Source organism: Bacillus niameyensis (assembly GCF_001375535.1).
Taxonomy (GTDB): domain Bacteria; phylum Bacillota; class Bacilli; order Bacillales; family Bacillaceae_C; genus Lederbergia; species Lederbergia niameyensis.
Genome location: NZ_LN831197.1, coordinates 2,454,371 through 2,478,973 on the forward strand (window position 1 = coordinate 2,454,371; position 24,603 = coordinate 2,478,973).

The window sequence follows — 24,603 nt, forward strand, 5'->3', positions numbered from 1 at the left end:
CATATAAAAACGCAAAAAGGCCCCTCATCCAAAGGACGAAGGACCGTGGTACCACCTTAATTAGCTGACTTCAGCTCACTTTTCCACACGAGAATTCCATGTGTTTCCCCCTTGTAACGACGGGTTTTCGCCAAAGCCTACTTTCTTGAAAACGAGTTCGGTTTGGAAGCTCAGAAGTCCATTCACAATGCATGAGCACACCAGTTTCCACCAACCACTGGCTCTCTTTTGTGCCATTACTTTGTTACTACTCTTCATCATAGCTAATATTTTCAATTTGTTGCTTCTGATCATAGTGGAAATTTTTCCAAATGTCAATAATTATTTTCCGAGCATTAAACGGTGGTTATGAAATAACTTGTTCGCGATCGGGAATAAAATTCCTATCAGAACTACATACCCTCCCACTGCAAGCATAAAAGCCTCAACCGATAATTGACCATTAAAAGAGTCGCGTACAAATAAAAACAAGTTCATGACAGGAATCACATAGAGTGGAAGATTCAATGATTCTCCGGCAAAAAACATGAATAACATCGGCACCATAATAATACCCATTACTGGTGTAATGTAGTATCCCGCTTCTTTCACGGAATTGGCGAGCATGCTTAAGATCATTTCCAATTCAGCGATAAAGATTGCGTACAATACAATCAGACCAACACTCATTGAAATAAATAGTACCGGATCTTGAATAGCGCTCATACCTTTTTTAAGCTCTGATGTAAAGTTCATTAATCCACTTAGAAGACCAACACAGAGAATACCCGTAAAAATACCGAGCAATGAAATTGTCAACCATTTAGCTAATAGTATTTTGATTGGTTTCACCGGGGTAATCAGCAATGCTTCAATCGTTTTCTTCTCCTTCTCCCCTGCGAATAGTTCAGTTGCAGATGGATACGAACCATTAGCAACTGCAATGGGGATTAATAGTGGGAGCAGGAGCGCCAACATAAAGGAAGCTATTGCATCATTCTCATCCTTTGTTGTCTTCGTTTCAACTTGAAAAACTTCCAAAACGCTGGAATCAATATTTTGATCTGCAAGGCGTAGTTGAACCGTTTCATTTTGCCAAGCCGAGAACACAGACTGCAATAGACCCCATGCACCGGAAGACTCCTGACTTCCCGGATCAAAATAGACATTGACAGGTATACTCTTTTGCTGTTCTAGCAGCTCCTTCCAATCGGCTGCTATTTTGATCCCGATCTGTGTTTTCTTATCCTCAACCGCTTGTTGAACATCCTCATATGTTTCAATTTTAACATCTGGCAGATAAGATTCTAGCTTTGTCACAAATTCCGAATCCGTTCCTTTGTCTATCGCAATGACAAAGGATTGGTCTCGATTCGTTGTTAAAAGTTTATCGTAAAAGAATGTGAGAGCTGCCATCATCACTATAGGAAATAAGATTAGCAAAGTGATACTTCTTTTATCTCGTAAAACATCTTTCATTTCCTTTAAAAAAATCGTTTTAAACATAGAGATCCCCCCTGACAACTTTAGATGTGAACAAATAATTCAGATCCTGGCTATTTTCTTGTTCATATAGTTTTTCCAAATTGCCTTCATATACGATTTGCCCCTTGTGCATCATAATGACATCCTCACATAGTTGAGCTATTTCATCCATAATGTGGGTAGAAAATATAATTGTCTTTCCTTCACTTTTATACTGATAGATAAACTCTCGAAATATATTAGATGAAGTTATATCAAGGCCTGTTGTTGGTTCATCAAATAAGATAATGTCAGGATTGTGGATGAGTGTCCGAGCGATTGCTACTTTCTGCTTCATCCCCTTTGAAAAGCCATCTACTTTTCGATCAAGGTACTTTCGCATCCCAAAGCGTTTCGCTAATATTTCAATCTGATTCTTTATATCATGTTGGGACATTCCATATAAACTTCCGAAGTATTCTAGATTCTCACGTGCTGTTAATCTGTTATAAAGGCCAGTTTCCGATCCAAACAACACTCCAAGGCGATGTCGTATCTTTTCCTTATTTTTAAAAATATCCTCGTCGTCAAAGGTAATCGCTCCTTCATCCGGCTCAATCAATGTGCAGAGCATGCGGAGCAGCGTCGTTTTCCCCGCCCCATTTTCCCCAATTAATCCGACGACATGACCTTTTTGAACGGTTAGAGAAATATAGTCCACTGCTTTGACTATTTGCTTTTTATCTTTAAATTGCTTCGACACTTGATCGACGACAATCATTTTGTTCATCTCCTTTTTCGTTATCTGTTACTCGTATTGTAAGGCGTAAAGCCGTTCCCGTCTCCTATCCTGTCGCGAAGGGGGTGTTATCTGTCGTGAATGGGGTTAATTCTCTCCTTGAAATCTATGTATCTCAAATTTTCATACGACAATCTGAACAGAAACCCAAAAATGCTTTATAATAATACATAGTCTTTTCAAAGGGGTTTTCTCAATGAAAGTAGGAATTGTTGATGACCGACAAATAGATCTAGACAAATTGACATTTATTCTTAAAGGCGAAGAGGATGTTGAACTTGTTTTTGCAACGACCGATCCTGAAATAGCTTATCAAGAGATCCAAAAAAACAAGATTGATTTATTAATAGCCGATATCGAAATGCCTGGAATTTCAGGCTATGAATTAGCGGACTTTATCCAGACCTATGGCCTACTGACTACGGTTATTTTCGTGACGGCCAAAAGTGGCTATGCAGTCCATGCCTTTGAACTAAACGTACACGACTATATTTTAAAGCCTTATAAAAAGGAACGCCTTTTGCAAGCACTTGCTAAGTATCGGGAAAAACAACATGCTGGGAATCTGACAGGACGGCTTGTCTTAAAGCAAAAGGGGCATATTGAAATGATTCCGAAGAAAGACATCATTTTTGTTGAACGAACAGGACGTTCCACATCGATCTATACAATCAACGATACATACGAAACGTATTTAACGATGAACGAACTGGAGGGCAGTCTTCGTGAAAATAATTTTCTCCGTTCCCATCGCTCTTTTATTATCAATTTACATTACGTAAAAAGCTTTTCTATTTATACAAAAAAATCATACAGTGTAACTTTTGAAGGTACGAAAAAAATTGCGATGTTGACGAAGGAAAAAATGGACTATCTTCAAAAATATTATTTTTGAGGTGAAAATATGGAATGGTTTCTCTTATGGATTCCATGGATATTAGCGGTTGGCTGGACCCTTTGGATGAAAAGTATGATCATATCAATCATTGTGCTTTTGGGAGCGATCTATCAGCTTTTCTTAATAAAAAAGGATAGTTTTCCAGTTGCCTGGAAAAGAATAACGATAATCGTTCAATTATGTTGGCTAGCAGCTGCTATCTTCACAGGGAATCCCGTTTTAACAATAGGATTAATTATACAAGGAATCACCTTACCCTTTTTCAACTTAGCTCTTCGGAATGAAAAAAGGAAAATAGCCGAGCTATCCAAAAACTATGAGCATCAAACTACTCTGCTTTATGAATTAAGAAAACAGCGCCATGATTTACAAAAACATATGGCAGCACTCCTTCATGCAGATAATTCGTCCGATCAAACCGCACAATATAGAAACGAGATCCAATCACGTTTTACACAAATTGACCAAGTAGCCCGAAGCGAGTCTAATGTTGTTGCAGGAGCTTTATATGCTCACTATGTCGAGGCTCTGAAAAGAGGTGTGAAACTCGACTATCACCTTCAACAAACCCTTTCAAGTACACCCCTTAGCGACTATGAGTTGATTGCATTTATCGGTAATATATTGGAAAACGCGATAGATGCTGCAGCTGCATTTGGGCAAGGTACGGTTTCATTGATTAGCAGGAAACAGAGCGGAATATGGATCATTTCATGTCAAAATGACACTCTGCCTTTAGGGAATGATATTATAGACAGGTTGTATACGAGTAAATCGAAATCAACTAAAGGTGACCACCATGAAGGATTAGGCACTCAAGAAATCAGGCGCATCGTTAAGCACTATAAAGGAACTCTTGATTTTTCTGTGATTGATCAACAATTTACTTTAAAAATTAAAATTCCGGATGTTCGGCAAGACTCAGTTTGAAGAATGGGGGTGGCGGCACTGAAACCGTCTGATGAAATAACACTCGTAGATGCTTGCTTGTTAGCAGGGAAAATTTTAATGCAAAGTGGAGCGGAAACTTATCGGGTGGAAGATACGATGATGAGAATGGCGGCAGCATATGGCTTTATGGAAAGCCAAAGTTTCGTCACACCTACTGGAATTATTTTTTCACTTGAAGGATCTGATCCTTCTCAATTTGTAAGGATTAGTGAACGCGGGACAGATTTAGAAAAAATTGCGCGTGTTAACAGTATATCTCGTAAAATGGTGGAAGGTGAGTTAAGCCCTGTCGATGCCTTTCGCGCTTTAAAAGAGCTGGAAAAAGCGAATCTATCTTTCCCGATTTGGGTACAGCTTGCAGCAGCTACACTTTCTAGTGGCAGCTTTTTAATTATGTTTAAAGGTGTATGGGCAGATTATCTTCCTGCCATGATCGTTGGCGGGCTCGGATTTGCCGTACTTTTATTAGTTCATAATCAAACGAAAGTAAAGTTTTTTGCTGAATTCACAGCATCCTTCGTCATTGGGCTGCTTTCCGTTTATTTAGTCAAATATGGTTGGGGCAAGAAGCTTGATTTAATCGTCATTGCTTCCGTCATGCCGCTTGTTCCGGGATTGCTCATTACGAATGCGATTCGTGATCTAATGGCAGGTCACTTCGTTTCCGGATTGTCAAAGGGAGCCGAAGCTGTTTTGACCGCACTCGCCATCGGTGCCGGGGTCGCGGTTGTTTACTCGATATTGTTATAAAGGAGACTTAACAATGACTTATTACTTTTCGCATGTCGTCCTAAGTGTCATTTCCTCTGTTGGATTTGGAATTATTTTTAACGCTCCTAGAAAAGCTCTTATCCATTGCGGGCTTGTTGGTATGGGGGGCTGGATGATTTATCTTGGGATGACCGATTCTGGGATTGATATTATTCAAGCTGCCTTTTTTGGCGCATTTGTTGTCGGAATTATCGGGCATATGATGGCAAAATATTACAAAACGCCGATCATCGTTTTTATTGTAGCGGGGATTATCCCCCTTGTTCCAGGCGGTACCGCATATGATGCGATGCGCCATGTTGTCAGCAATGATTACGGCCAAGCAATCCCGCTAGCAACAAAAGCTTTTATTGTAGCCAGTTCAATCGCGCTAGGACTCGTGTTCGCGGAAGTGTTGGTACAGTTTGTGATAAGAATAACGCGCAGAAAAAAGAAGGAGTTTTGAGGTTAGAGTAGAAATAGACAATTAAGCATTTTACAAGGGGGTGAATAAATGGAATTGAAGAAGAGAAAAGTACCAAAGAAATTACGGATTTTGGAGGCAGCTGAAATAAGAATTTCAAAACATCATCACCAGCGCAAGCTGATTGAGGAAGAACTATACAGGGAACGCGCTGGGTATCACGGTGAAAAAACGGTTGATTATCATCTTAGCTTTTTACCAGAAAATGAGTACTACATCCTCCATGATTTACGCCTTCGTAACCCCCGTGGTTTCTACTTTCAAATTGATACTCTCGTTCTCTCGTCTTACTTCTTTACACTATTAGATGCGAAAAATTATCGACAAATGATTACTCTTGACCAGGATTCCAACCAAGCAATTCAAACGATTAATGGAAAAAAGATAGCCATCCAAGACCCCATCTCACAAATGAGACGCCACCTTTATCAACTAAAAGAGTTATTGCAAGTACATGACTATGAAATCCCTCCCATCCTTCCATTAATTGTCATGAGTAATCCCGATACCGTTATTGAAACGATCGGTGATTCCCCACTTTTTAAAAATGTCATTCAGAGCATTGGAATCATGCCTAAAATCTCAGATTTCCGGATGAAACAAGGGACAAGGTTATTTGAGAAAGAGAAGCTATTAGAACTTGCAAGATTATTGATCCAATTGCATACACCGGCTGAATTCGACCTCTTCCGAACTTTTAATCTTTCTCCTGACGAGTTATTAAAAGGAGTCCGTTGCCCTGAATGCTCTAACTTGCCGATGGAAAAGTTATACGGAAGATGGCGTTGCCCAAAATGCGGGGTTGAATCTAAAGATGCTCACATTACAGCCCTTCGGGAATATTCCCTTTTGTATGGTCAACAAATTACGAACAAACAACTTCGCAATTTTTTAATGCTGCCATCCAGACATACTGCCAAACATATCTTCTTATCGATGAATTTACCTTATAAAGGGGTAAATAAAGGGCGAATCTACACACTTCCCTTCTAAATAAGTAAAGGAGCGGGATCTTTTTAAGTGATCCCGCTCCTTTAGCTCAGATGTTGCTCATATATCCTAGATCTTGCTCTTATTTCACAGATCTCGCTCATATTTCTCAGATCTTGCTCTTATATCCTAGATCTCGCTCATATTTCACAGATCTTGCTCATATATCCTAGATCTCGCTCATATTTCCCAGATCCCGCTCATATATCACAGATCTCGCTCATATTTCACAGATCTCGCTCTTATAACACAGATCCCGCTCATATTTCTCAGATCTCGCTCATATTTCACAGATCCCGCTCTTATAACACAGATCCCGCTCATATTTCTCAGATCTCGCTCATATATCACAGAACTTGCTCATATATCACAGATCCCGCTCTTATAACACAGATCCCGCTCTTATAACACAGATCTCGCTCTTATAACACAGATCCCGCTCATATATCACAGATCTCGCTCATATTTCCCAAATCTCGCTCATATTTCCCAGATCCCGCTCATATATCACAGATCCCGCTCATATATCACAGATCTTGCTCATATATCACAGATCTCGCTCATATATCACAGATCTCGCTCATATATCACAGATCTCGCTCTTATTTCCCAGAACTCGCTCATATATCACAGATCTCGCTCTTATAACACAGATCCCGCTCTTATAACACAGATCTCGCTCTTATTTCTCAGATCCCGCTCATATAGCCTAACTTCCCCCTGAATCTAAGAAATCATTATTTCCCCTGCTTACTTTCAACATTCCCTTGCTGTCCCATTTTCCCCTTAAGATTAATCCTATAGTTGAAATAATTAATGATTAAACCTACAAGCATACCTACCACAATAACCGCATACCCCATCTTTGTCCGGGTACTCACCCCATACCATAAAACACCAATGTATAAAAAAACGACGAGAATTCGTATAATAAAATATGTTTTCACTTAAACTTGTCCTTTCTGTATCGAATGCTTTCATTATAACAAAAACAAATCTTTATTAAAGCAGGTTTTTTCACCGCAATGGATGTCACTATAAAGAGGTGTAAATACTATGATCCATTTCATTGGAATTACTCATGAAAATCATTTGGAAAAAGATATTTCTATACATAAAGCCTATTTATCTAAGTATAAGTGGATTTGGGTTGATTTTAATGAACCTACGGATGAAGAGATCCAACATTTAGCTGATACCTTTCAATTTCATCCGCTTGCTATTGAAGACTGTGTACAAAGACTTCAACGACCAAAATTAGATTATTATGAGGACCATAGTTTTTATGTTACACATATTGTTCGCGAGGAAGAAAAGGAAATTATAAAAGATGAGTTAGATTTTTTTGTTGGGGAAAACTTCGTCGTTACGTTCCACCATACACCCGCAAAAGAAATTACTCATGTACGGGAAAGACTGTTATCCGAAAAGAATATTACAAAATGGGATCCCTTTTACGTGTTTTATGAAATTTTGGACAAGATTGTTGATAATTACTTTCCCCTTATTTATAAAATTGAAGATGATTTAGATAAAATAGAAGATAACACACAAAATAAATCAATGAACCTCCTAATGACCGAATTATTCGAAATGAGAAATATGTTATTAGCTCTAAGACATACGGTAAACCCAATGCGCGATTTACTTTACCGTATGTTAAACTCACATCATTTGGATGGTATAAAAGAGAGGAGAGAATACTTTTCTGACATTTATGACCACCTTTTAAAACTATCGGAAATGGTCATGTCCAACAGAGAGGTGACTGCAGACATCCGAGATAGCTACCTCTCACTGAATTCCCACCAAACGAATAATGTGATGAAAGTTCTTACAATTATTACTTCAATTTTTGCCCCTTTAACTTTAATTGCGGGGATATATGGGATGAACTTTGAAAATATGCCTGAATTAAAGTGGAATTACGGTTATTTTCTTATTCTTGGATTAATGGGGTTAATAGGCGTATCCATGTATATTTGGTTTAAGAAGAAGGGCTGGTTTAAATAATAAACATTACTTATATCCAGCCTTTTTCCACGGCAATATTAACGGCTTGCTGCCTCGACTCCGCTTCTAGTTTCTGAATAGCAGAGGAAAGATAATTGCGCACCGTCCCTTTCGTCAAAAAAAGGGTCTTACTAATCGTACTCGTTGTCATTCCCTCTTTAGCAAGTCGTAATACCTCTATTTCCCGTTCACTCAATGGATTTTGCTCTTTCAAAAAAAGAGTTGCGGCCAGATCGGTACTAACAACTCGCTCTCCGTTCATCACTTTGCGGATCGATTCTATCAAATATTCAATTGGTTCATCCTTCAATAAGTAGCCATCCACTTGAGTATCGATTGATTTTTGCAAATAACCAGGACGGGCAAAAGTCGTTACAATGATTATTTTACAAGACATGTTAGCCACTCTTATTTTCTCCGCAACTTCCAAACCACTTAGGAAGGGGATTTCAATATCAAGCAGGCATACGTCAGGCTTAAACATCTGAATCGCTTCCCATGCTTTTTCGCCATCTGAAACTTCCGCCACTACTTCTATATCCATTTCTAATTTCAATAATGAGGTTAATGCGCCACGCAGCATTTGCTGATCTTCTGCAATGACTACTTTAATCATGTAACTTCATTCCCCTTTCCCAGGCCTGAGCGGAAGTTGTAAAATAACTGTCGTGCCTCCGCTAGATGAATTCTCTACGATTGCCTTTCCTTGCAAAGTCTGCATTCGCTCCTTGATCGACTGTATCCCATTTCCAACATCCTGCTTAAGCAATCCAATTCCGTCGTCCATGATTTTCACAAAATAAACATCATTAATCGTTTCTAAAATTACTGTACACTGCTTCGCCTCGCTATGTTTAATAATATTCGTCATCGCCTCTTTCACCGAAAGTGCGATCATCGTCTCCTCTACACTCGATAAGAGGGGCATTGCTCCTCTCTCGACAACTGCCATCTTCACGCCTGCTGATTGCAACATTTTCTTTGAATGCTCAAGCTCATTTTTAAAAGAAATAAACTTCATATCAGAAACAAGCTCTCTTACCTGTTTCAAGGCAGTTCTTGATGTTGCAAGAATATCATTTAACTCTGCTTTCGCTTGCACGGGGTCTCTGTCCATTAATCTTGTTGTCAGTTCACTTTTCATTTTAATCATTGTCAGCGTTTGCCCCAATGTATCATGAAGATCCCTCGCAATACGTTGCCTTTCCTCTTGTTGGATATACTTTTCGATTTGTTGATTGGCTTCATTCAATTCGCCTTGTAAGCTTTTCGCTTTTTCTTGAATATAGATTAAAATCGGAAATATCATTTCAAGAATCATCAATGGCAGAAGATTTGTAAACTCTATATTTAAAAGTCCATAAGTGCTTTTCCATGGGACAAGCATGAACATGAGAGCAATCGAAGCAATTCCGATACCAATATGCCACTTTGACCTTGCTCTACCAAGCAAATCGGCAAAAATAAAGCCAAATAGGAGAATGGGAGAACCGATCTCCAGGCCAAGCAAAATAAGTGTTCCAATTCCAGTCAAAACCGCCGCAAGTAAGCGCCAATCTCTGAACCAAAGCCCGCAATAAAACGCCCCCAGAAAGACGAGCAAAAACAAAAAATTCCCCAAGAGACCATAAACCGTCTCGGCAGGTATAACGAGATAAAAAAGGAAAACGACCGAAACTACATCGATAATCAAATAATGTTTCATTTGCTCTCTTGGGTAAATCTTATTTTTCATAATAGCCTTCCCTTCGACGACTGAATCCGAATAAACCTGTTGCTTGCTTGCGAATGAACTCCATTGGCCCTAAGTTAAAGATGTTGAGCCATAAGGAGGCAAACATCAGTTGAAATAAGGAAATACAAACCCAGACAGCAATAATGCTTATGGAATTTAACTTCCCTCCTAGTGCTAAACCCCAGCCATAAAAAATGACCGATGATAGGATATTTTGCAAAACATAGCAGCTTAAAGACATTTTTCCGAGATTTTCTAAACGGACCCACAGCCCATTCCATTTCTTATATTCTATCATTCTTCCAATCACAGCTATATACCAAAGTGACATGAATGGAGCAAATAAATAGCGGACAGGCAGGTCAAACACACCTCCCGGAATAAAGATGAGCAAATTTAATGGTAACCCAATCCACATCCCCATCTTGAAAAGCCTATTCCGCTTCTGTTTTCCATTCTCATCAGGAGAAAAAACACCTGAACGCATAAAACGGACACCAAGTAAAAATAGAAAAATATTCATTGGGATAACAAAAATCGCTTCACTTCGAAGGAGAAGGAAATTGGCAAGCCGATACTGGAGTTGCTGGAACCAATTTCCATCTTGATAAAGCACGACAACGTCATGAAAGCTGCCTAATGACATATTCGCACCAAGCAATCCTAATAGTAAAGCAGCGAAAATAATCGTGGCATGAACGCTTCCAATAATCTTCATCGTTTTGCGGATCGATCGATCGCCGCCTTTTACGATAAAGGCCACAACAATAGCTGTCACACCGTAACTCATTAAGATGTCATATTCCATCACGAAGATAAAATGAAGCAAGCCTTCCAGAATAAGAAATGCGGAAGTCCAAATATATACACCAGGCCACGTATTCCCTTTTCGAACAGCCTGTTGGTATTTTAGCTCTAACCCAACCCCAAACATAATCGTCAACAAGCCAAGCAGTTTCCCATTCACTAGAAATAACACAATCATTCGAATAAAATCATCCAACGTCCACCAGCCAGAATAATCAGCTGTCGTAATATAAGCCAAATCCCCTAAATGGGCAAAAATCCAGATATTCGTCCCAAGTGTTCCTAAAATGGCAAAGCCTCGCAAAATATCAAGCAGGCGAATTCTCACTTTACGTTTTTCCATATTTTTCACTCACTTCTAGTTACTTTGATACATTTATTGTATCTGCGAAGAAAGTGAAGCAACATTCATAGCTGTAAGGAAATGTTTATGACAGGTGTCATAAGTCATTCGTGACATGCAAGCATATAGAAACGATCAGATAAAACGTGTATAATTCAGAATAGTAAATAACATAAAGTAAAGGATTATAAGATGACACTACAACAATTAAAATACGTGATTGAAGTAGCAAGAAGTCGTTCGATTAGTAAAGCTGCGCAAAAATTGTTTATTAGTCAGCCCAGCCTTTCAAACGCTTTAAAGGAGTTAGAGCAAGAAATGGGGATTACGATATTTTCGCGAACGAACAAAGGGATTGTGATTACTCCTGAAGGATCGGAATTTTTAGGCTATGCCAGGCAAGTGGTTGAACAGGCGGAGTTGCTTGAAAATCGCTATGCAGATCGCCAATCACCTCAACAGCATTTCGCTGTATCGACCCAGCATTATGCGTTTGCGGTCAGTGCCTTTGTCCGATTGCTCGAAGATTATGATCGTGATGAGTATGAGTTTGCTTTACGAGAAACGAAGACATACGAAATCATTGATGATGTGAAAAATTTACGCAGTGAAATAGGTATTTTATATGTAAATGATTTTAATAAAAAAGTGATTCAAAAGTTTCTTAGAGAAGGAGACTTGCTATTCAATGAGCTATTTGAAGCAACACCGCACGTTTTTATTAGCTCAAGGAATCCGCTTGCGAAGCAGGACTATGTGACATTATCCGATTTGCACCCTTATCCGTATCTCTCTTTTGAACAAGGAGCTTATAATTCTTTTTATTTTTCCGAGGAAATTTTAAGTACCCTCTCTAGGCCAAAAAATATTCGAGTCAGTGACCGGGCGACCATATTTAATCTCCTAATTGGGTTAAATGGATATACGATTTCGACAGGTGTCATTAGTCATGAATTAAATGATCGAGACATTGTTGCTGTTCCTCTAAAGGTAGATGAACGGATGACGGTTGGATATATTACTCATAAAAATATCACAATTAGTCCATTAGCTAAGATTTATATTGAATATTTAAAAGAAACGATCGCAGAGGAACTACTCGTGCTATAGCCTAACCCTATAGCCGAAGATAGAATTTATGTGTTACGCTATATCTACTTTTCCATGCTAAACTTACGCTAAATGAATGGAAAAGGAGAGATTAAGATGACAGTAGAAATCAAAGCAGGCAAAAGATCTGTTACACCGTTTCGGTTTGATAATGTCGGAAGTTTCTTACGCCCGGAAAAATTGAAAAAAGCACGTGCAGCTTATGCTGATGGAAACCTCTCTGAAAATGAACTAACGAAAATTGAAGATGAGTGTATCGTTGAAGTCATTCAAAAGCAAAAAGAAGTCGGCCTTCAAGCCATTACAGACGGGGAATTCCGCCGGTCTTGGTGGCATTTAGACTTTATGTGGGGTTTGAATGGTGTAGAAAAGAATTCAATTGACCAAGGTTATGTTTTTCAAGGACAAGAAACACGAGCGGAAACAGCTAGATTAACTGGAAAAATTAGCGGGGAAAATCATCCATTTGTTAAGCATTTTGCTTTTATTCAGCAATACGCTACTGATGAAGTTATTGCAAGGCAAACACTTCCCGCCCCTGCGCAATTTTTGTCTGAATTGAACCGTCCGCAAAATATCGAAGGCACAGAAGCAATTTATCCTGATCGTGAAGAGCTAGTTGCAGACATCGCAAAGGCTTATCAAACAGTAATTGCTGATTTATATAAGGCAGGATGCAGAAGTATTCAGTTGGATGATTGTACTTGGGGATCTTTAGTAGACAAGGACCGATGGAATTCACGTACTAAAGGATCATCAGTAGAAGAAATTGGCGAATTGTATGTTCGCCTCAATAATTTAGCTATTAAAAATGCTCCAGAAGATTTAATTGTCACAACACATGTTTGTCGCGGAAACTACAATTCTACTTGGTTCTCATCTGGTGGATATGACCCAATCGCGAATACTTTATTTGCAAAGGAAAACGTAGCTGGCTTTTATTTAGAGTATGATACAGACCGTTCCGGAGATTTTGCCCCATTACAACATGTAGGAGAAGAAAAACTGGTTGTCCTAGGTCTTTTCTCATCCAAATTAGGTGAATTAGAAGACAAAGATGCGATTAAAGCCCGTATTGAAGAAGCTGCAAAATACGTGGACATCGAGCGACTTTGCATCAGCCCACAATGTGGTTTCGCATCTACAGAAGAAGGTAATATTTTAACAGAAGAACAACAATGGAACAAACTGCGCTTAATTAAAGAAGTGGCGGAGGAAGTTTGGGGATAAAATTTTAAAGGAATGTTATATATTTCCGACTCTATCATTTTACGGTCATTGATACCCTTATCAATGACCGTTCTTTAATGAATTTCTTTTGGATACATGAAACGGTCACTGTTTGTGCGGAACAACGCCCAAAATGGAATGTTCTTAGGACAAACGGTAACGATTGGCTACGAATCGTTACTGTCATGCGACGCTTTCAAGCCTAACGGGCACGATTCACTTCGAATCGTTACCGTCATACGATGCTCCCAAGCTAAACGGGCACGATTCACTTCGAATCGTTACCGTCATACGATGCTCCCAAGCTAAACGGGCACGATTCACTTCGAATCGTTACCATCATGCGACGCTTTCAAGGCTAATGGGCACGATTCACTTCGAATCGTTACCATCATGCGACGCTTTCAAGGCTAACGGGCACGATTCACTTCGAATCGTTACCGCCATGCGACGCTTTCAAGGCTAACGGGCACGATTCACTTCGAATCGTTACCGTCATACGATGCTCCCAAGCTAAACGGGCACGATTCACTTCGAATCGTTACCGCCATGAGGTGCTTTCAAGGCTAATGGGCACGTATCGCTTCGAATCGTTACCATCATACAAGACTTTCAAATCTAGCGGGCACAATTCGCTCTGAATCGTTACCGCCATGAGGTGCTTTCAAGTCAAACGGTCACTGTTCGCTTTAGAACAATGACCGTTTTAAAATTTCTGTATCGCTTCTTATTATTTATTATCCGGAATTACACAATTTCCATCGACACAGCTTGCATCATCGGCACCACCCGATAAATCTTGCAAAACTGGCGCATCATTCTCTTCTTGCCATACTTTCTCAAGAGCACCACTGAAAGTTTCAACAGGCTGCGCTCCCGAAATGGCATATTTTTGATTAATGACAAAAAACGGAACACCGCGCACTCCAATTTGTTGTGCCGTATTTTCATCGTAACGGACATCATCGGCAAAAGCTGTCTCATTTTTTAACACGCTTACTACTTCCTCACGATCTAAACCAACACTTACAGCAAGTTCAGCAAGTGTATCATGGTCACTCATCTTTTTCCCATCTGTAAAATATCCATGGAGTAACGTTTCCGTTAGGGCTTGATCTTTCCCCTTCGTTTTTGCAAAATGAGCAAGTCTATGCGCATCAAATGTATTCGTTGGAACCATCCTGTCAAAATTAAACTGCAAACCGACGCTTGCGGCTTGTTGGCCGACCCCTTCATTCATTCGCTTAGCTTCCTCAACACTCATCCCGTATTTAGTAGCCAATGCCTCGTGAATAGTCCTATCTTGGTCTTGCGGTGAATTCGGATCAAGCTCATAACTCCGGAATACTACATCCACCTTGTCCCGTTGCGGAAATTTTTCCAAAGCCTGCTCCAAACAGCGCTTTCCTATATAACAAAAAGGACAAACGAAATCTGACCATACTTCAACTTGCATTCTTCCCACTCCTATCTATAACTGTTTCGTTTTATAACTTCCTAATAGCCGGATATCATATCCATACGTTTCTAAAATGGTGATCGCTTTCTCTAAATTCGCTCTACTCGTTCCTTTCGCTGTCTCAATGAAGAATCGATAAGTCCCCATTTTTTTCTTCGTCGGACGTGATTCAATCCAAGTAAGGTTAATCCCCAATGAGGAAAAAACGTTTAAAATAATCGCTAGTAATCCGGGACGATCTTCTGTTGGTGTAATCAACAACATCGATTTATCACCATCATGAAATTCCTGATTTGGCTTTTTTGTTACGATTACAAAGCGGGTCGAATTACAATCATTGTCATGTATATCCCCTGCACAAATATCAAGGCCGAATGTCTTTGCTGCCCATTCTGATGCTACTGCACCTGCATCAAGTCTTCCGGAATTCCGCAAAGCTTCAGCCGCCCCTGCAGTACTGCTATGTTGTTTCGTCACAGCCCCTAATTTCTTCGTAAAAATCCGGCACTGGGCAAGAGCGGGTGGAATCGACCATACTTCCTGAATCTCTTCTAACTTTGCCCCGTGATTCGTCAATAAGTGAAGCTTAACAGGAAGGACGACCTCCCCATCAATCCATAACTGATGTTGAAGCAAGCCATCTGTAGTCATCGTAATGGTACCTTCGATCGCATTCTCAATAGGCACAATTCCTTTATCTACCTTTCCTTCATCAACTGCTTCAAGTACATCAAAAATCGTACTAAACATAATCGGTTCAATATTATCTTCATTAAAATAACGAATAGCTGCTTCTTCTGAAAAAGTCCCTTTAGGCCCTAAATATGCTACGTTCAAATGTATATACCCCTTTTTTAAATGTTCAGATATTTAAAAAGAAACCTGGTAGCACCCGAATTAATTTCGACAAAATTCGGGGCGTGCCAGGCACTAAGAAAAGCGGAAGGCGGCGCTTAGCGACGTACGAACTTTAGAAAAGGATGAACGGCTAAAAACGCGCCGTCCTGGCGCAACGCCCTTCTGACCAACGTCCTGTTGGCCTGAGATAAAGGAAACACGGCGAAGCATAAGCCGATGTTGACTTATCGTAGGAAGAAGCTGAAAGTTCGCTAGTCGCTGCCGCCTGAAGCTAGACAGAGAAAAGCGCTAGAGCTAGACACCTAGTTGAGTGCTTCTGTTAGTGGTGGAACGATTTGTTTTTTACGGGAGACGACTCCTTTTAAAACTGCTTTATTCGCGTCCAGTTTAACGTTGAATGCTTGTTCAACAGCTGCAGCAGCTTGTCCCACAGCAATCGCAGTAGAATCGTTTGTTAGAATATCCGTTACTACGAATAGGAATAGATCTAACCCTTTTTCTTCAATGACTCTATTTAGCACAGTTTCAATTTCCGATTTGCGTGCTAATACATCTTCTACACCAACTGCATTCACTTGAGCAATTTCTACTTTTGCATTGCCCATCGTAAATTCTTTGGCGTCTATGGAAATTAGCTCTTCTACCGTTTTGTCGCTAATATCTGCTCCAGCTTTTAGCATATCTAGTCCATAGCTGTCTGCGTCGACACCAGCAATTTCAGCCAATTCTTTAGCAGCAGCAATATCTTCATCTGTACATGTAGGTGATTTAAACAAGAGCGAGTCTGAAATAATTGCAGATAGCATGAGCCCAGCCATTTTCGAATCAATTTCTAGACCTTTTTCTTTATAAATTTTATTTAAAATGGTTGCCGTACAACCAACAGGCTCAGCACGGAAATATAGTGGATCACTTGTCTCAAAGTTAGCAATTCGGTGATGATCGATCACTTCAACAACTTTTACTTGATCAATATCGTTCGCACTTTGTTGACGTTCATTATGGTCAACCAAAATAACTTCTTTTGCCTCAGCAGAAACTGACTCTACCAAGCGGGGAGCTTTTACTTGAAAGTGTTCCAAAGCAAATTGGGTTTCACCATTCACTTCGCCTAAACGAATTGGCTCAACTTCTATCCCTAATTTTGATTTAATATCCGCATAAACAATCGCAGAACAAATCGTATCAGTATCTGGGTTTTTATGTCCAAAAATCAAAATCTTTTCCATTTTAATTCTCCTTGCTTTATGTAATGTTTTTTTTATTTTAACATAAGAGGGAGCATTTGTAAGAATCTTTACTATTTCCCTTAGTATTTGAACTTTTCATGTTAAAATAATGTTGATCAGGAGGTGCGTTATGAAAAAGTATGGACTTATCTCAATCTTTATCATACTTTTAATATCTTTAGTAGGTTGTAGTGATAAAGTACAAAAACCAGAGGATCAATTTGCGGAATATGTAAAGTTGTGGAATGATCAAAAGTTTGACAAGATGTATGAATTTTTATCATCTGAAACAAAAGAAACGGTATCAAAAGAAGACTTCGTCGAACGTTACACAAAAATTTACAAGGATCTAGAAATTGAACCTTCTGTTCAGTTTAAAAAACCAGAAGAAGAAACAGATAAAAAGGCAGAACAAGCAAACTTTCCATTTCACGTCAAAATGAAAAGTTTAGCTGGCGATATCACCTTTGACCACCAAGCAGAGTGGGTTAAGGAAGAAAAGGATGATACAACAGCATGGCTTATGAACTGGGATACAGCCTTTATTTTCCCAGACTTAGAAGAAGGAGATAAAATCTCTGTTCCAACAACTGCCCCTGTTCGGGGATCGATTGTGGATCGGAATGGTATTGCTCTTGCAGAAAATGGTGTTGCAAGACAAATAGGGATTAAGCCAAAAGATATGGAGGGACAGGATAAGCAAGTCATTCAACAGGTTGCTGATTTATTGGGAATGAGTACCGAACAAATTGAAAAGCTGTTAGGGCAAGATTGGGTAAAACCGGAACATTTTGTCCCAATTAAAACAATTCCTGAGAACGCAATGTCCCTGAGAGAAAAATTAGGGAAACTTCCTGGCGTTCAAGGAAAAAATGTGAATGCACGAGTCTATCCATTAGGTGAGAGAGCTGCACACCTTACTGGAAATATTGCACCGATCACAGCTGAAGATCTTGAAAAATACCCAGATAAAGGCTACTCCAATACAGACATGATTGGAAGACGAGGGTTAGAGTTAGTTCTAGAAGATCGACTTCGAGGCGAACCTGGTATAAAAATTACGATAAATAAGGCAGATGGAAGCGAAGTCGTGCTTGCTGAAAAGGAAGTCAAAGATGGAGAAGACGTCCAATTAACAATTGATAGCGCCCTACAAGTAACGATTTTTGATGAGCTAAAAGGAAAACCAGGTACAGCCGCTGCGATCGATCCTGTTACAGGTGAAACAATTGCGCTTGTAAGTAGCCCAGCTTACGACCCGAATGTATTGGCGTTAGGTGCAACTAATGATGAGTGGGCTGCTCTGCAGGATCATCCTGACAATCCAATGTTGAACCGTTTTAACACGACATTCGCACCAGGTTCCGTATTAAAACCGATCACAGCAGCCGTTGAGTTAAAAGCTGGAGCCATTACTTGGGACAAGGCTTTAACGATAGATGGATTAGGTTGGAAAAAGGATGAATCATGGGGAAACTATGAAGTAAAAAGAGTTAGCGACCATGGCGTTCCGGTCGATCTAGAAAAGGCGCTCATTTATTCAGACAATATTTACTTTGCCCAGACCTCACTGGAACTTGGTAAAGACAAGTTTGAAGCTGGCTTGAAGGAATTTGGCTTTGAAGAAGAAATGGCCTATCTTTATCCAATGCACACATCCAGTTTTGGAAAGATTGATTCTGAAATTGCTTTAGCTGACTCAAGCTATGGACAAGGGCAAGTGCAAATGACAGTATTACATCTGGCAAGTGCCTATACGCCATTCATCAATCAAGGGAATATGATAAAACCGATCTTAGAAATAAACGAAGAGCAAAAACAAATTTGGAAAGAAAAACTTCTTTCCGAAGAAGATCTCAATAAAATGGCTGCATCCCTTCGAAAAGTAGTAACCGATCCGCATGGTACAGCTCGTGGCGCTAAAATGGAAGGCTATCCGCTTGCAGGAAAAACTGGTACAGCCGAATACGGGAAAGCAGAGCAAGGTAAAAAAGGTAAAGAAAACGGCTGGTTTGTCGCCTATAACCCAGAAAATCCGGAACTGCTTATTGCTTTAATGCTGGAGGGTGATAGTTCGGGAGCAGCTGTTAATACTGTGAAAGATATCTTTATTCAAGTTCGTAAGTAAGAATGAGGCAGCAATTAGTCAAGTAAAACTAACTAATGGCTGCCTCATTTTATCCAAATCTTTACTTATAAAACCTTTGTTACCTCTTGCTCGATCATTTTTTTAAACTCTTCCAATTGATTAGTCGTGCTAAGAACAGAGGGGTAATGTTTGACAATATCAAACTGCCATTGTTTATCAACCGGCCAAGCAACCAATTGTATTCCAGCTTCTTCACAAGCTCTTACATAATAATCAGTTAGAAATTCAACTTTCACTGATAAATACTTTGCCTCAATTTCTTTCATAAACGGAAATACAGCAGGAGAAGCTCCGGATTGAATAATCCCTAGCTCTATATCTTTCGATAGCTCTCGCATCCTTACGATTGAATAATGATCAAACGAATTCACATAGACTTGATCTTTCATTCCTGTTTCTTCGATCACTTCTAGCGACTTTTCCTCCAAACCTGGATACATATTCCCATGCTGTTTCAACTCTACAGCCACTTTCATCTTCCCATTTGCGAATTGGAGAGCTTCCTCCAGTGTTGGGATCCTTTCTGTGCCACCGACTTTTAATTGCCTTAATTGTTCAAAAGTAAAATCATTGATGAATCCTTTCGCATCTGTCATCCGATTTACTGTAATATCGTGCATCAAAATCGGAACCCCATCCTTTGACAACTGTACGTCCAATTCCAAATATTCGTAGCCAAGATCATAAGCAGCTTGATAGGCAGCTAGTGTATTCTCAGGATATTTGACTGGATAACCACGATGGGCCTGTGCTCTAATCGTCATCTTTTTCCCCACTTTGTATTATAATTTTTAAAATTAATCGTATTAATCTTAACAACCCTATAATAGATTGTCTATTCGGAAAACTATTTGTTTTCAGTCCCGTTGTGGCTCTTTCTTCGTTTTATATTATATATACAGCATTTTTCTTTCCATTAGTCAGCGTTACTTTGATTTTCGCAAAAAAGGGGACTTAGTTCTAATTGTAGAAACCAAGTCCAGTAATGTTTATTTTTCCTTAACCAACTATCCAGCCTTTATTTCCTTTACGATATCTCTCTAAATTGATTTCATATAAAGCATTTACTTATCTACTTGTTTCAGCTAAAAAGATTTTTACAAACTCATCATCATGAAGTTCTGGATACATCCGATACACTCGGTCAATTTCGTCACTCTGTCCTGGAGAAAGTACTTCATGGTCTGACAAGCACCAATTCCCCTTTAACAAGCCTTGTCGTGCCAATACTTCATTGATTCCGGCAATGCACCCTTTAAATTGATTAGCCGTGTCAAAGAAAGCTGCATTCGTATCTGTCACACTTTGGGCAAGTGTCAACCAGTTTTCTTCAACAACACCGCTATTCCTAACTTCCTTCAATTCTTCAAATAACTCGACCGCTTTTCTTGTCCAGACAGCCCAATGTCCTAATAGACCACCGACAATTGGTTTTGATACGATTTCTCCACCAATGTTAAAAGAATAAGTAGTTAATAGATCGAGGACAATATTATCATCATTCCCCGTATAAAGAGCGATCTCATCCCTTCTTGCCGATTCACAAACAGCCCGGACGACATCAAGCGTTTGATAACGATTAAAAGGCGCCATTTTAATCGCGACTACATTCGGAATCTCCGCAAACTTTTTCCAAAAATCAAAAGTAAATACACGACCGCCTACAGATGGCTGTAAATAGAAGCCAAATACCGGCATAATTTTAGCCACTTTTCTCGTCCGCTCGAGCAATTCCTCTTCTGTATAATCACTTAAGCCGCCGTTGCTTAGCAATGCAAGGTCGTATCCAAGGCTCCGTGCTAATTCAGTTTCTCGTACAGCTTGTTCTGTAGGTCCGCAAACTCCAGCAATTTTTAAAAAAGGTCGATCTAACTGGGCTTTTTCCACTTCCTCCGCAGCCATCCTTAAAACCGACTCCAATAGATTATGCTCAGGATCACGAATCTCAAATTGAGTCGTATGAACTCCTACCGCAATTCCCCCGGCTCCCGCGGCCATATAATATTGCGTTAATCTTCTTTGAGCAGCCTCATCTAATTGCTTATTTCCATTAAGAGCCAGTGGATGTGCTGGAATCACTGTCCCCTCATGCAAAAATTTATTTAGTTCAGTTGATAGCATCTTTTAAAACTGCCCCTTTCTTTCTTGGAAGTGGGTTGGTTTATCACTTATGGCTCCATCGTTTTCTAACCAGCCGGCGGTCCACTCTATCATTTGCTGAACAGATACTTTCGGATAGCCAAACAAACGATGTGCTTTACTTGAATTATTTAAAAGAGCCGTTGGTTGTTCTGTACCAACAAATATAGGTTCCTTGTTTAATAGTTTGCCAAACTGATTGGCAACCCAACGAACGGAAAGCGTTTCTGGACCTGTCACATTTAAAATGGCTGGCGGTACATTAGCGATCAATAATGAACGAATCGCATATTCATTCGCATCCCCCTGCCAGATCACATTGACGTGTCCCATTGATAAATCAATTTCTCTTCCTTCGTATACTGCTCGAGCGATTTCAAGTAAAACGCCATAACGCATGTCAATCGCGTAATTAAGACGGAATATCGTAAGCGGAGTTTGGTCACGATGAGCAAAATAGGTAAAAATTCGTTCCCTGCCTAATGATGATTGTCCATACTCCCCAACTGGTTCAACATAATGAGATTCATCACATCCCCCTTGGGAAATAGGTACAAGCGGATAAACATTTCCTGTTGAAAAAGCAACGATATTAGAACCCTTGTAATGTTCCGCTACTCTACCTGGCAAATATGTATTCATTGCCCAAGTAAAATGTTCATTTCCAGTCGTACCAAACTTATTTCCTGCCATGTAAATGACATTCTTTTCCTTTGGTAATTTTGCTAGTTCTTCTTCATTCATAAGATCACAAGCAATCGTCTCAACACCCGCTGCTTCTAACTCTTCTTGTAAATTACCGCTGGAAAACCGGGAAACGCCAATAACCTTTTTATCCAATCCAGCCGCATCAAAGGCGCGTTTAGCTAATTTTGCCAAAGTTGGTCCCATTTTCCCACCGACTCCGAGGATCACTAAGTTACCTTCTAACTTGCTTACATCCGCAATTAAGGACTCTGAAGGCGCTGTCATAATTTGTTCTAACTGCTCAATTGTATTCAATCGTCTCTCCCCTTTTTACGCTAATTAATGTCTAGCTTGACTACCTTTTGAAATCATTCAAAATAGCGCTTCCTATACTTTATAATAATCTACTTTTAATTAGCTGACATGTCTTTAATTTGTCTTTAAATCATATACGCAATTTACAAGATGAAGTTCTCACAATTTAGCTTGTATCCCAAGTTGCTTTCAAAGGAAAAACATGTAAAAAACGGGCACGAGAAATGCTCTCATGGCGGATTTGCAAAGATAATGTCGCAAAACATTTCGACCTGGTTTCCCGAACCCATTGTTTTATCATCTCGATAAAGGACAGTCCAGATTGATTCCGCTCCTTTGTCCTTCATAACCTTCATGATAGACAGTCCGGCTTTATTTCCGCCCTCCTTTGTCTTTCATCCCAAGCTCAAGTTAAACTTGTTGACACTGGAGAGTGTTGCAAAATTCATCCACTATTTCGCGGCATTTCTTCCTATCTTTTTCATCTGGATCTAATTCAATCTTCAATCTCTCTCCGACAACTTTAGCACCCAGATCTGCAAATTTTTCTGCCATCGTATCGACCGCTAATGCAAAATGTGCATAAAAGGTATCGCCTGATCCAAACACTGAAACGACTTTTCCTTTAAGATCCACACTGTCTAAGTCTTCATAGAAGTCTTCCACTTCAAAAGGCAAACTCCCTTCATCATACGTATAGGTTCCAAATAAAATCCCATCGTATTCGGCAAGTTCTTTGGCATCTATAAAGCCTTGATCAAATGATTTTTTCCTTACGACACATCCATGTTTTTGCAGCTCTTCATGGAGTATCTCAGCAATTTCTTCCGTATTTCCGGTTAAACTTGCATAAAGAATCAAGATATTCTCCATTTTATATGCCACCCCTAGTATATTATTTCGATACTTTTAGGATAGCTTTATCGAAGTGTTCTTTCCTTGATAGAAATCAATTTTTCCTCAATAAATTAAAAAGACCAGTTACACTGAATCTGTAACTGGTCCATTTTTATGTCGTTTAATCATGATGATGATCGTAATCCAACAACCAACTCTCTTCATTGCGGCTATGAATTTCATTTACGACTAGCATACTCGCAAAGAAATCCAATACTTCTTTCGACACGCTGTCCTTTTCTAGACTTTCTCTAATCTTCTTTGCAATAATTCGTAATAGATCATGATCACGTGTTAACATGTTAATCTTATCTTGCATTTCTGGTTCTTTTTCAACTACTTCTTTATACAGGCCTTCTTCTTCTGAATCCGCATGAGTAATGACGCGTTTTTCCCAATGCTCAATGAGTGCATCTGCCACTTGGAGGGCCTCTTTTTCCTTCTTCTCCTCTACCAATTGGTTCAACATTTCTGTCAAACTCTGAGCTTCCATAAATGCCCCATCGTGGATCGCGCGATGGGCATCTAATTTACGTAATGATGGTCCCGACATAATTAATCCAACTTCTCCTCTCCCAAAAACGAACCTTTTTATTCTGCTTCTTTCCGAACTTGGTCTGGGTTCATTTTTCTATAAATAATATATTTTCTTCTTAAGTATTCAAGCGGCAGGCTCCAAACATGGACAAGTCTTGTGAATGGCCAAATCGCAAAAAGCAAAAAGGCTAAAAAGACATGCAATTGAAATCCAAATGGTACACCTACCATTAAGCCAGGCTTGGGACTTAAATACAACAGACTGCGAAACCAAGGTCCAATCGAGGCACGATAATCAAAATCCCCACCTGTTGCTGTGTATCCAACGGTCGCTGAGAACCCAACCAACACGACTGCACCTAATATGACTAATGTAAAAAGAGCATTCATATTTCCGGTATTTCGGATTCGTTTTGTTCCACTTCTCCGTAAGAAGAATAGAAAGCCGCCAATTACAGTAGCTAGTCCCGCAACTCCTCCAGCCGAAAACGCAACCATATGATACATATGTGGTGTTATTCCCATTGTATCATAGACTACTTTAGGCACCAGTATGCCCGCAACATGACCAAAGAAAACAAATACTATTCCCCAGTGAAACAAGAGGCTTCCCCATTTTAATTGCCTTTTTTCTAAGAATTCACTTGATTGAGCAGACCAGCCAAATTGATCGGTATTATAACGATAAATATGGCCGACAACAAAGATCGTTAGACATAAGTATGGAAAGACAGCCCAAAGAAAATAATCCCAGAAACTCATGTTTTTCTCCCTTCCGTT

General features: G+C 39.6%; 25 protein-coding genes and 1 other annotated feature. Of the genes, 10 read left to right on the plus strand and 15 right to left on the minus strand.

Going from position 1 to position 24,603, the window contains the following annotated elements:
- Nucleotides 1–28 precede the first annotated feature (28 nt).
- Nucleotides 29–270: a binding site (T-box leader), on the minus strand.
- Nucleotides 271–321: 51 nt separating this feature from the next.
- Together BN1243_RS11550 and BN1243_RS11555 are read right to left on the minus strand one after the other, a co-directional pair.
- Nucleotides 322–1,485, minus strand: a complete 1,164-nt coding sequence (locus BN1243_RS11550) for an ABC transporter permease (protein WP_062106959.1) — start codon at nt 1,483–1,485, stop codon at nt 322–324.
- A complete protein-coding gene (locus tag BN1243_RS11555) occupies nt 1,478–2,224 on the minus strand; it encodes an ATP-binding cassette domain-containing protein (RefSeq protein WP_062106961.1) in 747 nt (248 codons plus the stop codon). The genes BN1243_RS11550 and BN1243_RS11555 overlap by 8 nt, the downstream gene beginning before the upstream one ends.
- Nucleotides 2,225–2,438: 214 nt before the next feature.
- On the opposite strand from BN1243_RS11555, the gene BN1243_RS11560 reads away from it, so the two are divergent.
- From BN1243_RS11560 to BN1243_RS11580, 5 genes are read left to right on the plus strand one after another with little or no spacing between them, the layout of a single operon-like run.
- Nucleotides 2,439–3,137 (plus strand): LytR/AlgR family response regulator transcription factor, encoded by a 699-nt coding sequence (locus tag BN1243_RS11560; protein ID WP_062106963.1) that lies wholly within the window; start codon nt 2,439–2,441, stop codon nt 3,135–3,137.
- A 9-nt stretch (nt 3,138–3,146) separates the two neighbouring features.
- On the plus strand, nt 3,147–4,070 hold the full coding sequence (locus tag BN1243_RS11565; protein WP_062106964.1) for a sensor histidine kinase: 924 nt from the start codon (nt 3,147–3,149) through the stop codon (nt 4,068–4,070).
- Nucleotides 4,071–4,073: 3 nt separating this feature from the next.
- Complete coding sequence (locus BN1243_RS11570) at nt 4,074–4,841, plus strand: threonine/serine exporter family protein (RefSeq protein WP_062106966.1); 768 nt, start codon at nt 4,074–4,076, stop codon at nt 4,839–4,841.
- 13 nt (nt 4,842–4,854) lie between these two features.
- Nucleotides 4,855–5,307: a threonine/serine exporter family protein gene (locus BN1243_RS11575; protein ID WP_062106968.1), complete on the plus strand. Its 453-nt coding sequence runs from the start codon at nt 4,855–4,857 to the stop codon at nt 5,305–5,307.
- A gap of 48 nt (nt 5,308–5,355) precedes the next feature.
- Nucleotides 5,356–6,318 carry a nuclease-related domain-containing protein gene (locus tag BN1243_RS11580; RefSeq protein ID WP_062106969.1) on the plus strand — a complete coding sequence of 321 codons (963 nt, stop codon included), beginning with the start codon at nt 5,356–5,358 and terminating at the stop codon, nt 6,316–6,318.
- 734 nt (nt 6,319–7,052) lie between these two features.
- On the opposite strand, the gene BN1243_RS11585 is transcribed toward BN1243_RS11580, so the two are convergent.
- Nucleotides 7,053–7,196 (minus strand): hypothetical protein, encoded by a 144-nt coding sequence (locus BN1243_RS11585; RefSeq protein ID WP_230200181.1) that lies wholly within the window; start codon nt 7,194–7,196, stop codon nt 7,053–7,055.
- A gap of 175 nt (nt 7,197–7,371) precedes the next feature.
- On the opposite strand from BN1243_RS11585, the gene corA reads away from it, so the two are divergent.
- A complete protein-coding gene (gene corA, locus BN1243_RS11590) occupies nt 7,372–8,328 on the plus strand; it encodes a magnesium/cobalt transporter CorA (RefSeq protein ID WP_062106972.1) in 957 nt (318 codons plus the stop codon).
- A 10-nt stretch (nt 8,329–8,338) separates the two neighbouring features.
- Here corA and BN1243_RS11595 read toward each other — a convergent pair whose 3' ends face one another.
- Genes BN1243_RS11595 through BN1243_RS11605 form a run of 3 tightly spaced genes read right to left on the minus strand, consistent with a single transcriptional unit; the run spans nt 8,339 to nt 11,213 of the window.
- Nucleotides 8,339–8,944 (minus strand): response regulator transcription factor, encoded by a 606-nt coding sequence (locus BN1243_RS11595; RefSeq protein ID WP_062106974.1) that lies wholly within the window; start codon nt 8,942–8,944, stop codon nt 8,339–8,341.
- A 6-nt stretch (nt 8,945–8,950) separates the two neighbouring features.
- Nucleotides 8,951–10,063: a sensor histidine kinase gene (locus BN1243_RS11600; protein WP_062106975.1), complete on the minus strand. Its 1,113-nt coding sequence runs from the start codon at nt 10,061–10,063 to the stop codon at nt 8,951–8,953.
- Entirely contained in the window at nt 10,053–11,213 is a 1,161-nt protein-coding gene (locus BN1243_RS11605; protein WP_062106977.1) for a DUF418 domain-containing protein, read from the minus strand. Before BN1243_RS11605 ends, BN1243_RS11600 begins: the two co-directional genes overlap by 11 nt.
- Nucleotides 11,214–11,405: 192 nt before the next feature.
- Here BN1243_RS11605 and BN1243_RS11610 point away from each other — a divergent pair, with 192 nt between their 5' ends.
- The 3 genes from BN1243_RS11610 to BN1243_RS22660 all read left to right on the plus strand — a co-directional run bounded on the left by BN1243_RS11610 (nt 11,406) and on the right by BN1243_RS22660 (nt 13,862).
- Nucleotides 11,406–12,323 (plus strand): LysR family transcriptional regulator, encoded by a 918-nt coding sequence (locus tag BN1243_RS11610; RefSeq protein WP_062106978.1) that lies wholly within the window; start codon nt 11,406–11,408, stop codon nt 12,321–12,323.
- A gap of 96 nt (nt 12,324–12,419) precedes the next feature.
- Nucleotides 12,420–13,553 carry a 5-methyltetrahydropteroyltriglutamate--homocysteine S-methyltransferase gene (locus BN1243_RS11615; RefSeq protein ID WP_062106980.1) on the plus strand — a complete coding sequence of 378 codons (1,134 nt, stop codon included), beginning with the start codon at nt 12,420–12,422 and terminating at the stop codon, nt 13,551–13,553.
- Between the two features lie 96 nt (nt 13,554–13,649).
- Entirely contained in the window at nt 13,650–13,862 is a 213-nt protein-coding gene (locus BN1243_RS22660) for a hypothetical protein (RefSeq protein ID WP_230200182.1), read from the plus strand.
- A gap of 421 nt (nt 13,863–14,283) precedes the next feature.
- On the opposite strand, the gene BN1243_RS11620 is transcribed toward BN1243_RS22660, so the two are convergent.
- From BN1243_RS11620 to BN1243_RS11630, 3 genes are all read right to left on the minus strand, one after another.
- Entirely contained in the window at nt 14,284–15,009 is a 726-nt protein-coding gene (locus BN1243_RS11620) for a DsbA family oxidoreductase (protein ID WP_062106981.1), read from the minus strand.
- A 15-nt stretch (nt 15,010–15,024) separates the two neighbouring features.
- Nucleotides 15,025–15,849, minus strand: a complete 825-nt coding sequence (gene pheA, locus BN1243_RS11625) for a prephenate dehydratase (RefSeq protein ID WP_062106983.1) — start codon at nt 15,847–15,849, stop codon at nt 15,025–15,027.
- Between the two features lie 323 nt (nt 15,850–16,172).
- Nucleotides 16,173–17,099 (minus strand): manganese-dependent inorganic pyrophosphatase, encoded by a 927-nt coding sequence (locus BN1243_RS11630; protein WP_062106985.1) that lies wholly within the window; start codon nt 17,097–17,099, stop codon nt 16,173–16,175.
- Nucleotides 17,100–17,229: 130 nt separating this feature from the next.
- Here BN1243_RS11630 and BN1243_RS11635 point away from each other — a divergent pair, with 130 nt between their 5' ends.
- Nucleotides 17,230–19,227, plus strand: a complete 1,998-nt coding sequence (locus tag BN1243_RS11635; RefSeq protein ID WP_062106986.1) for a penicillin-binding transpeptidase domain-containing protein — start codon at nt 17,230–17,232, stop codon at nt 19,225–19,227.
- 65 nt (nt 19,228–19,292) lie between these two features.
- Here BN1243_RS11635 and BN1243_RS11640 read toward each other — a convergent pair whose 3' ends face one another.
- From BN1243_RS11640 to narI, 6 genes are all read right to left on the minus strand, one after another.
- Complete coding sequence (locus tag BN1243_RS11640) at nt 19,293–20,012, minus strand: glycerophosphodiester phosphodiesterase (RefSeq protein WP_062106988.1); 720 nt, start codon at nt 20,010–20,012, stop codon at nt 19,293–19,295.
- A gap of 304 nt (nt 20,013–20,316) precedes the next feature.
- Nucleotides 20,317–21,369 (minus strand): dihydrodipicolinate synthase family protein, encoded by a 1,053-nt coding sequence (locus BN1243_RS11645; protein ID WP_062106990.1) that lies wholly within the window; start codon nt 21,367–21,369, stop codon nt 20,317–20,319.
- Nucleotides 21,370–21,372: 3 nt separating this feature from the next.
- A complete protein-coding gene (locus tag BN1243_RS11650) occupies nt 21,373–22,389 on the minus strand; it encodes an NAD-dependent epimerase/dehydratase family protein (protein WP_062106992.1) in 1,017 nt (338 codons plus the stop codon).
- Nucleotides 22,390–22,800: 411 nt separating this feature from the next.
- Nucleotides 22,801–23,262, minus strand: coding sequence for a flavodoxin (locus tag BN1243_RS11655; RefSeq protein WP_062106994.1), 462 nt, complete (start codon nt 23,260–23,262; stop codon nt 22,801–22,803).
- Nucleotides 23,263–23,407: 145 nt separating this feature from the next.
- Nucleotides 23,408–23,839 (minus strand): hemerythrin domain-containing protein, encoded by a 432-nt coding sequence (locus BN1243_RS11660; protein WP_062106996.1) that lies wholly within the window; start codon nt 23,837–23,839, stop codon nt 23,408–23,410.
- A gap of 38 nt (nt 23,840–23,877) precedes the next feature.
- Nucleotides 23,878–24,585, minus strand: coding sequence for a respiratory nitrate reductase subunit gamma (gene narI / locus BN1243_RS11665; protein ID WP_062106997.1), 708 nt, complete (start codon nt 24,583–24,585; stop codon nt 23,878–23,880).
- Nucleotides 24,586–24,603 lie beyond the last annotated feature (18 nt).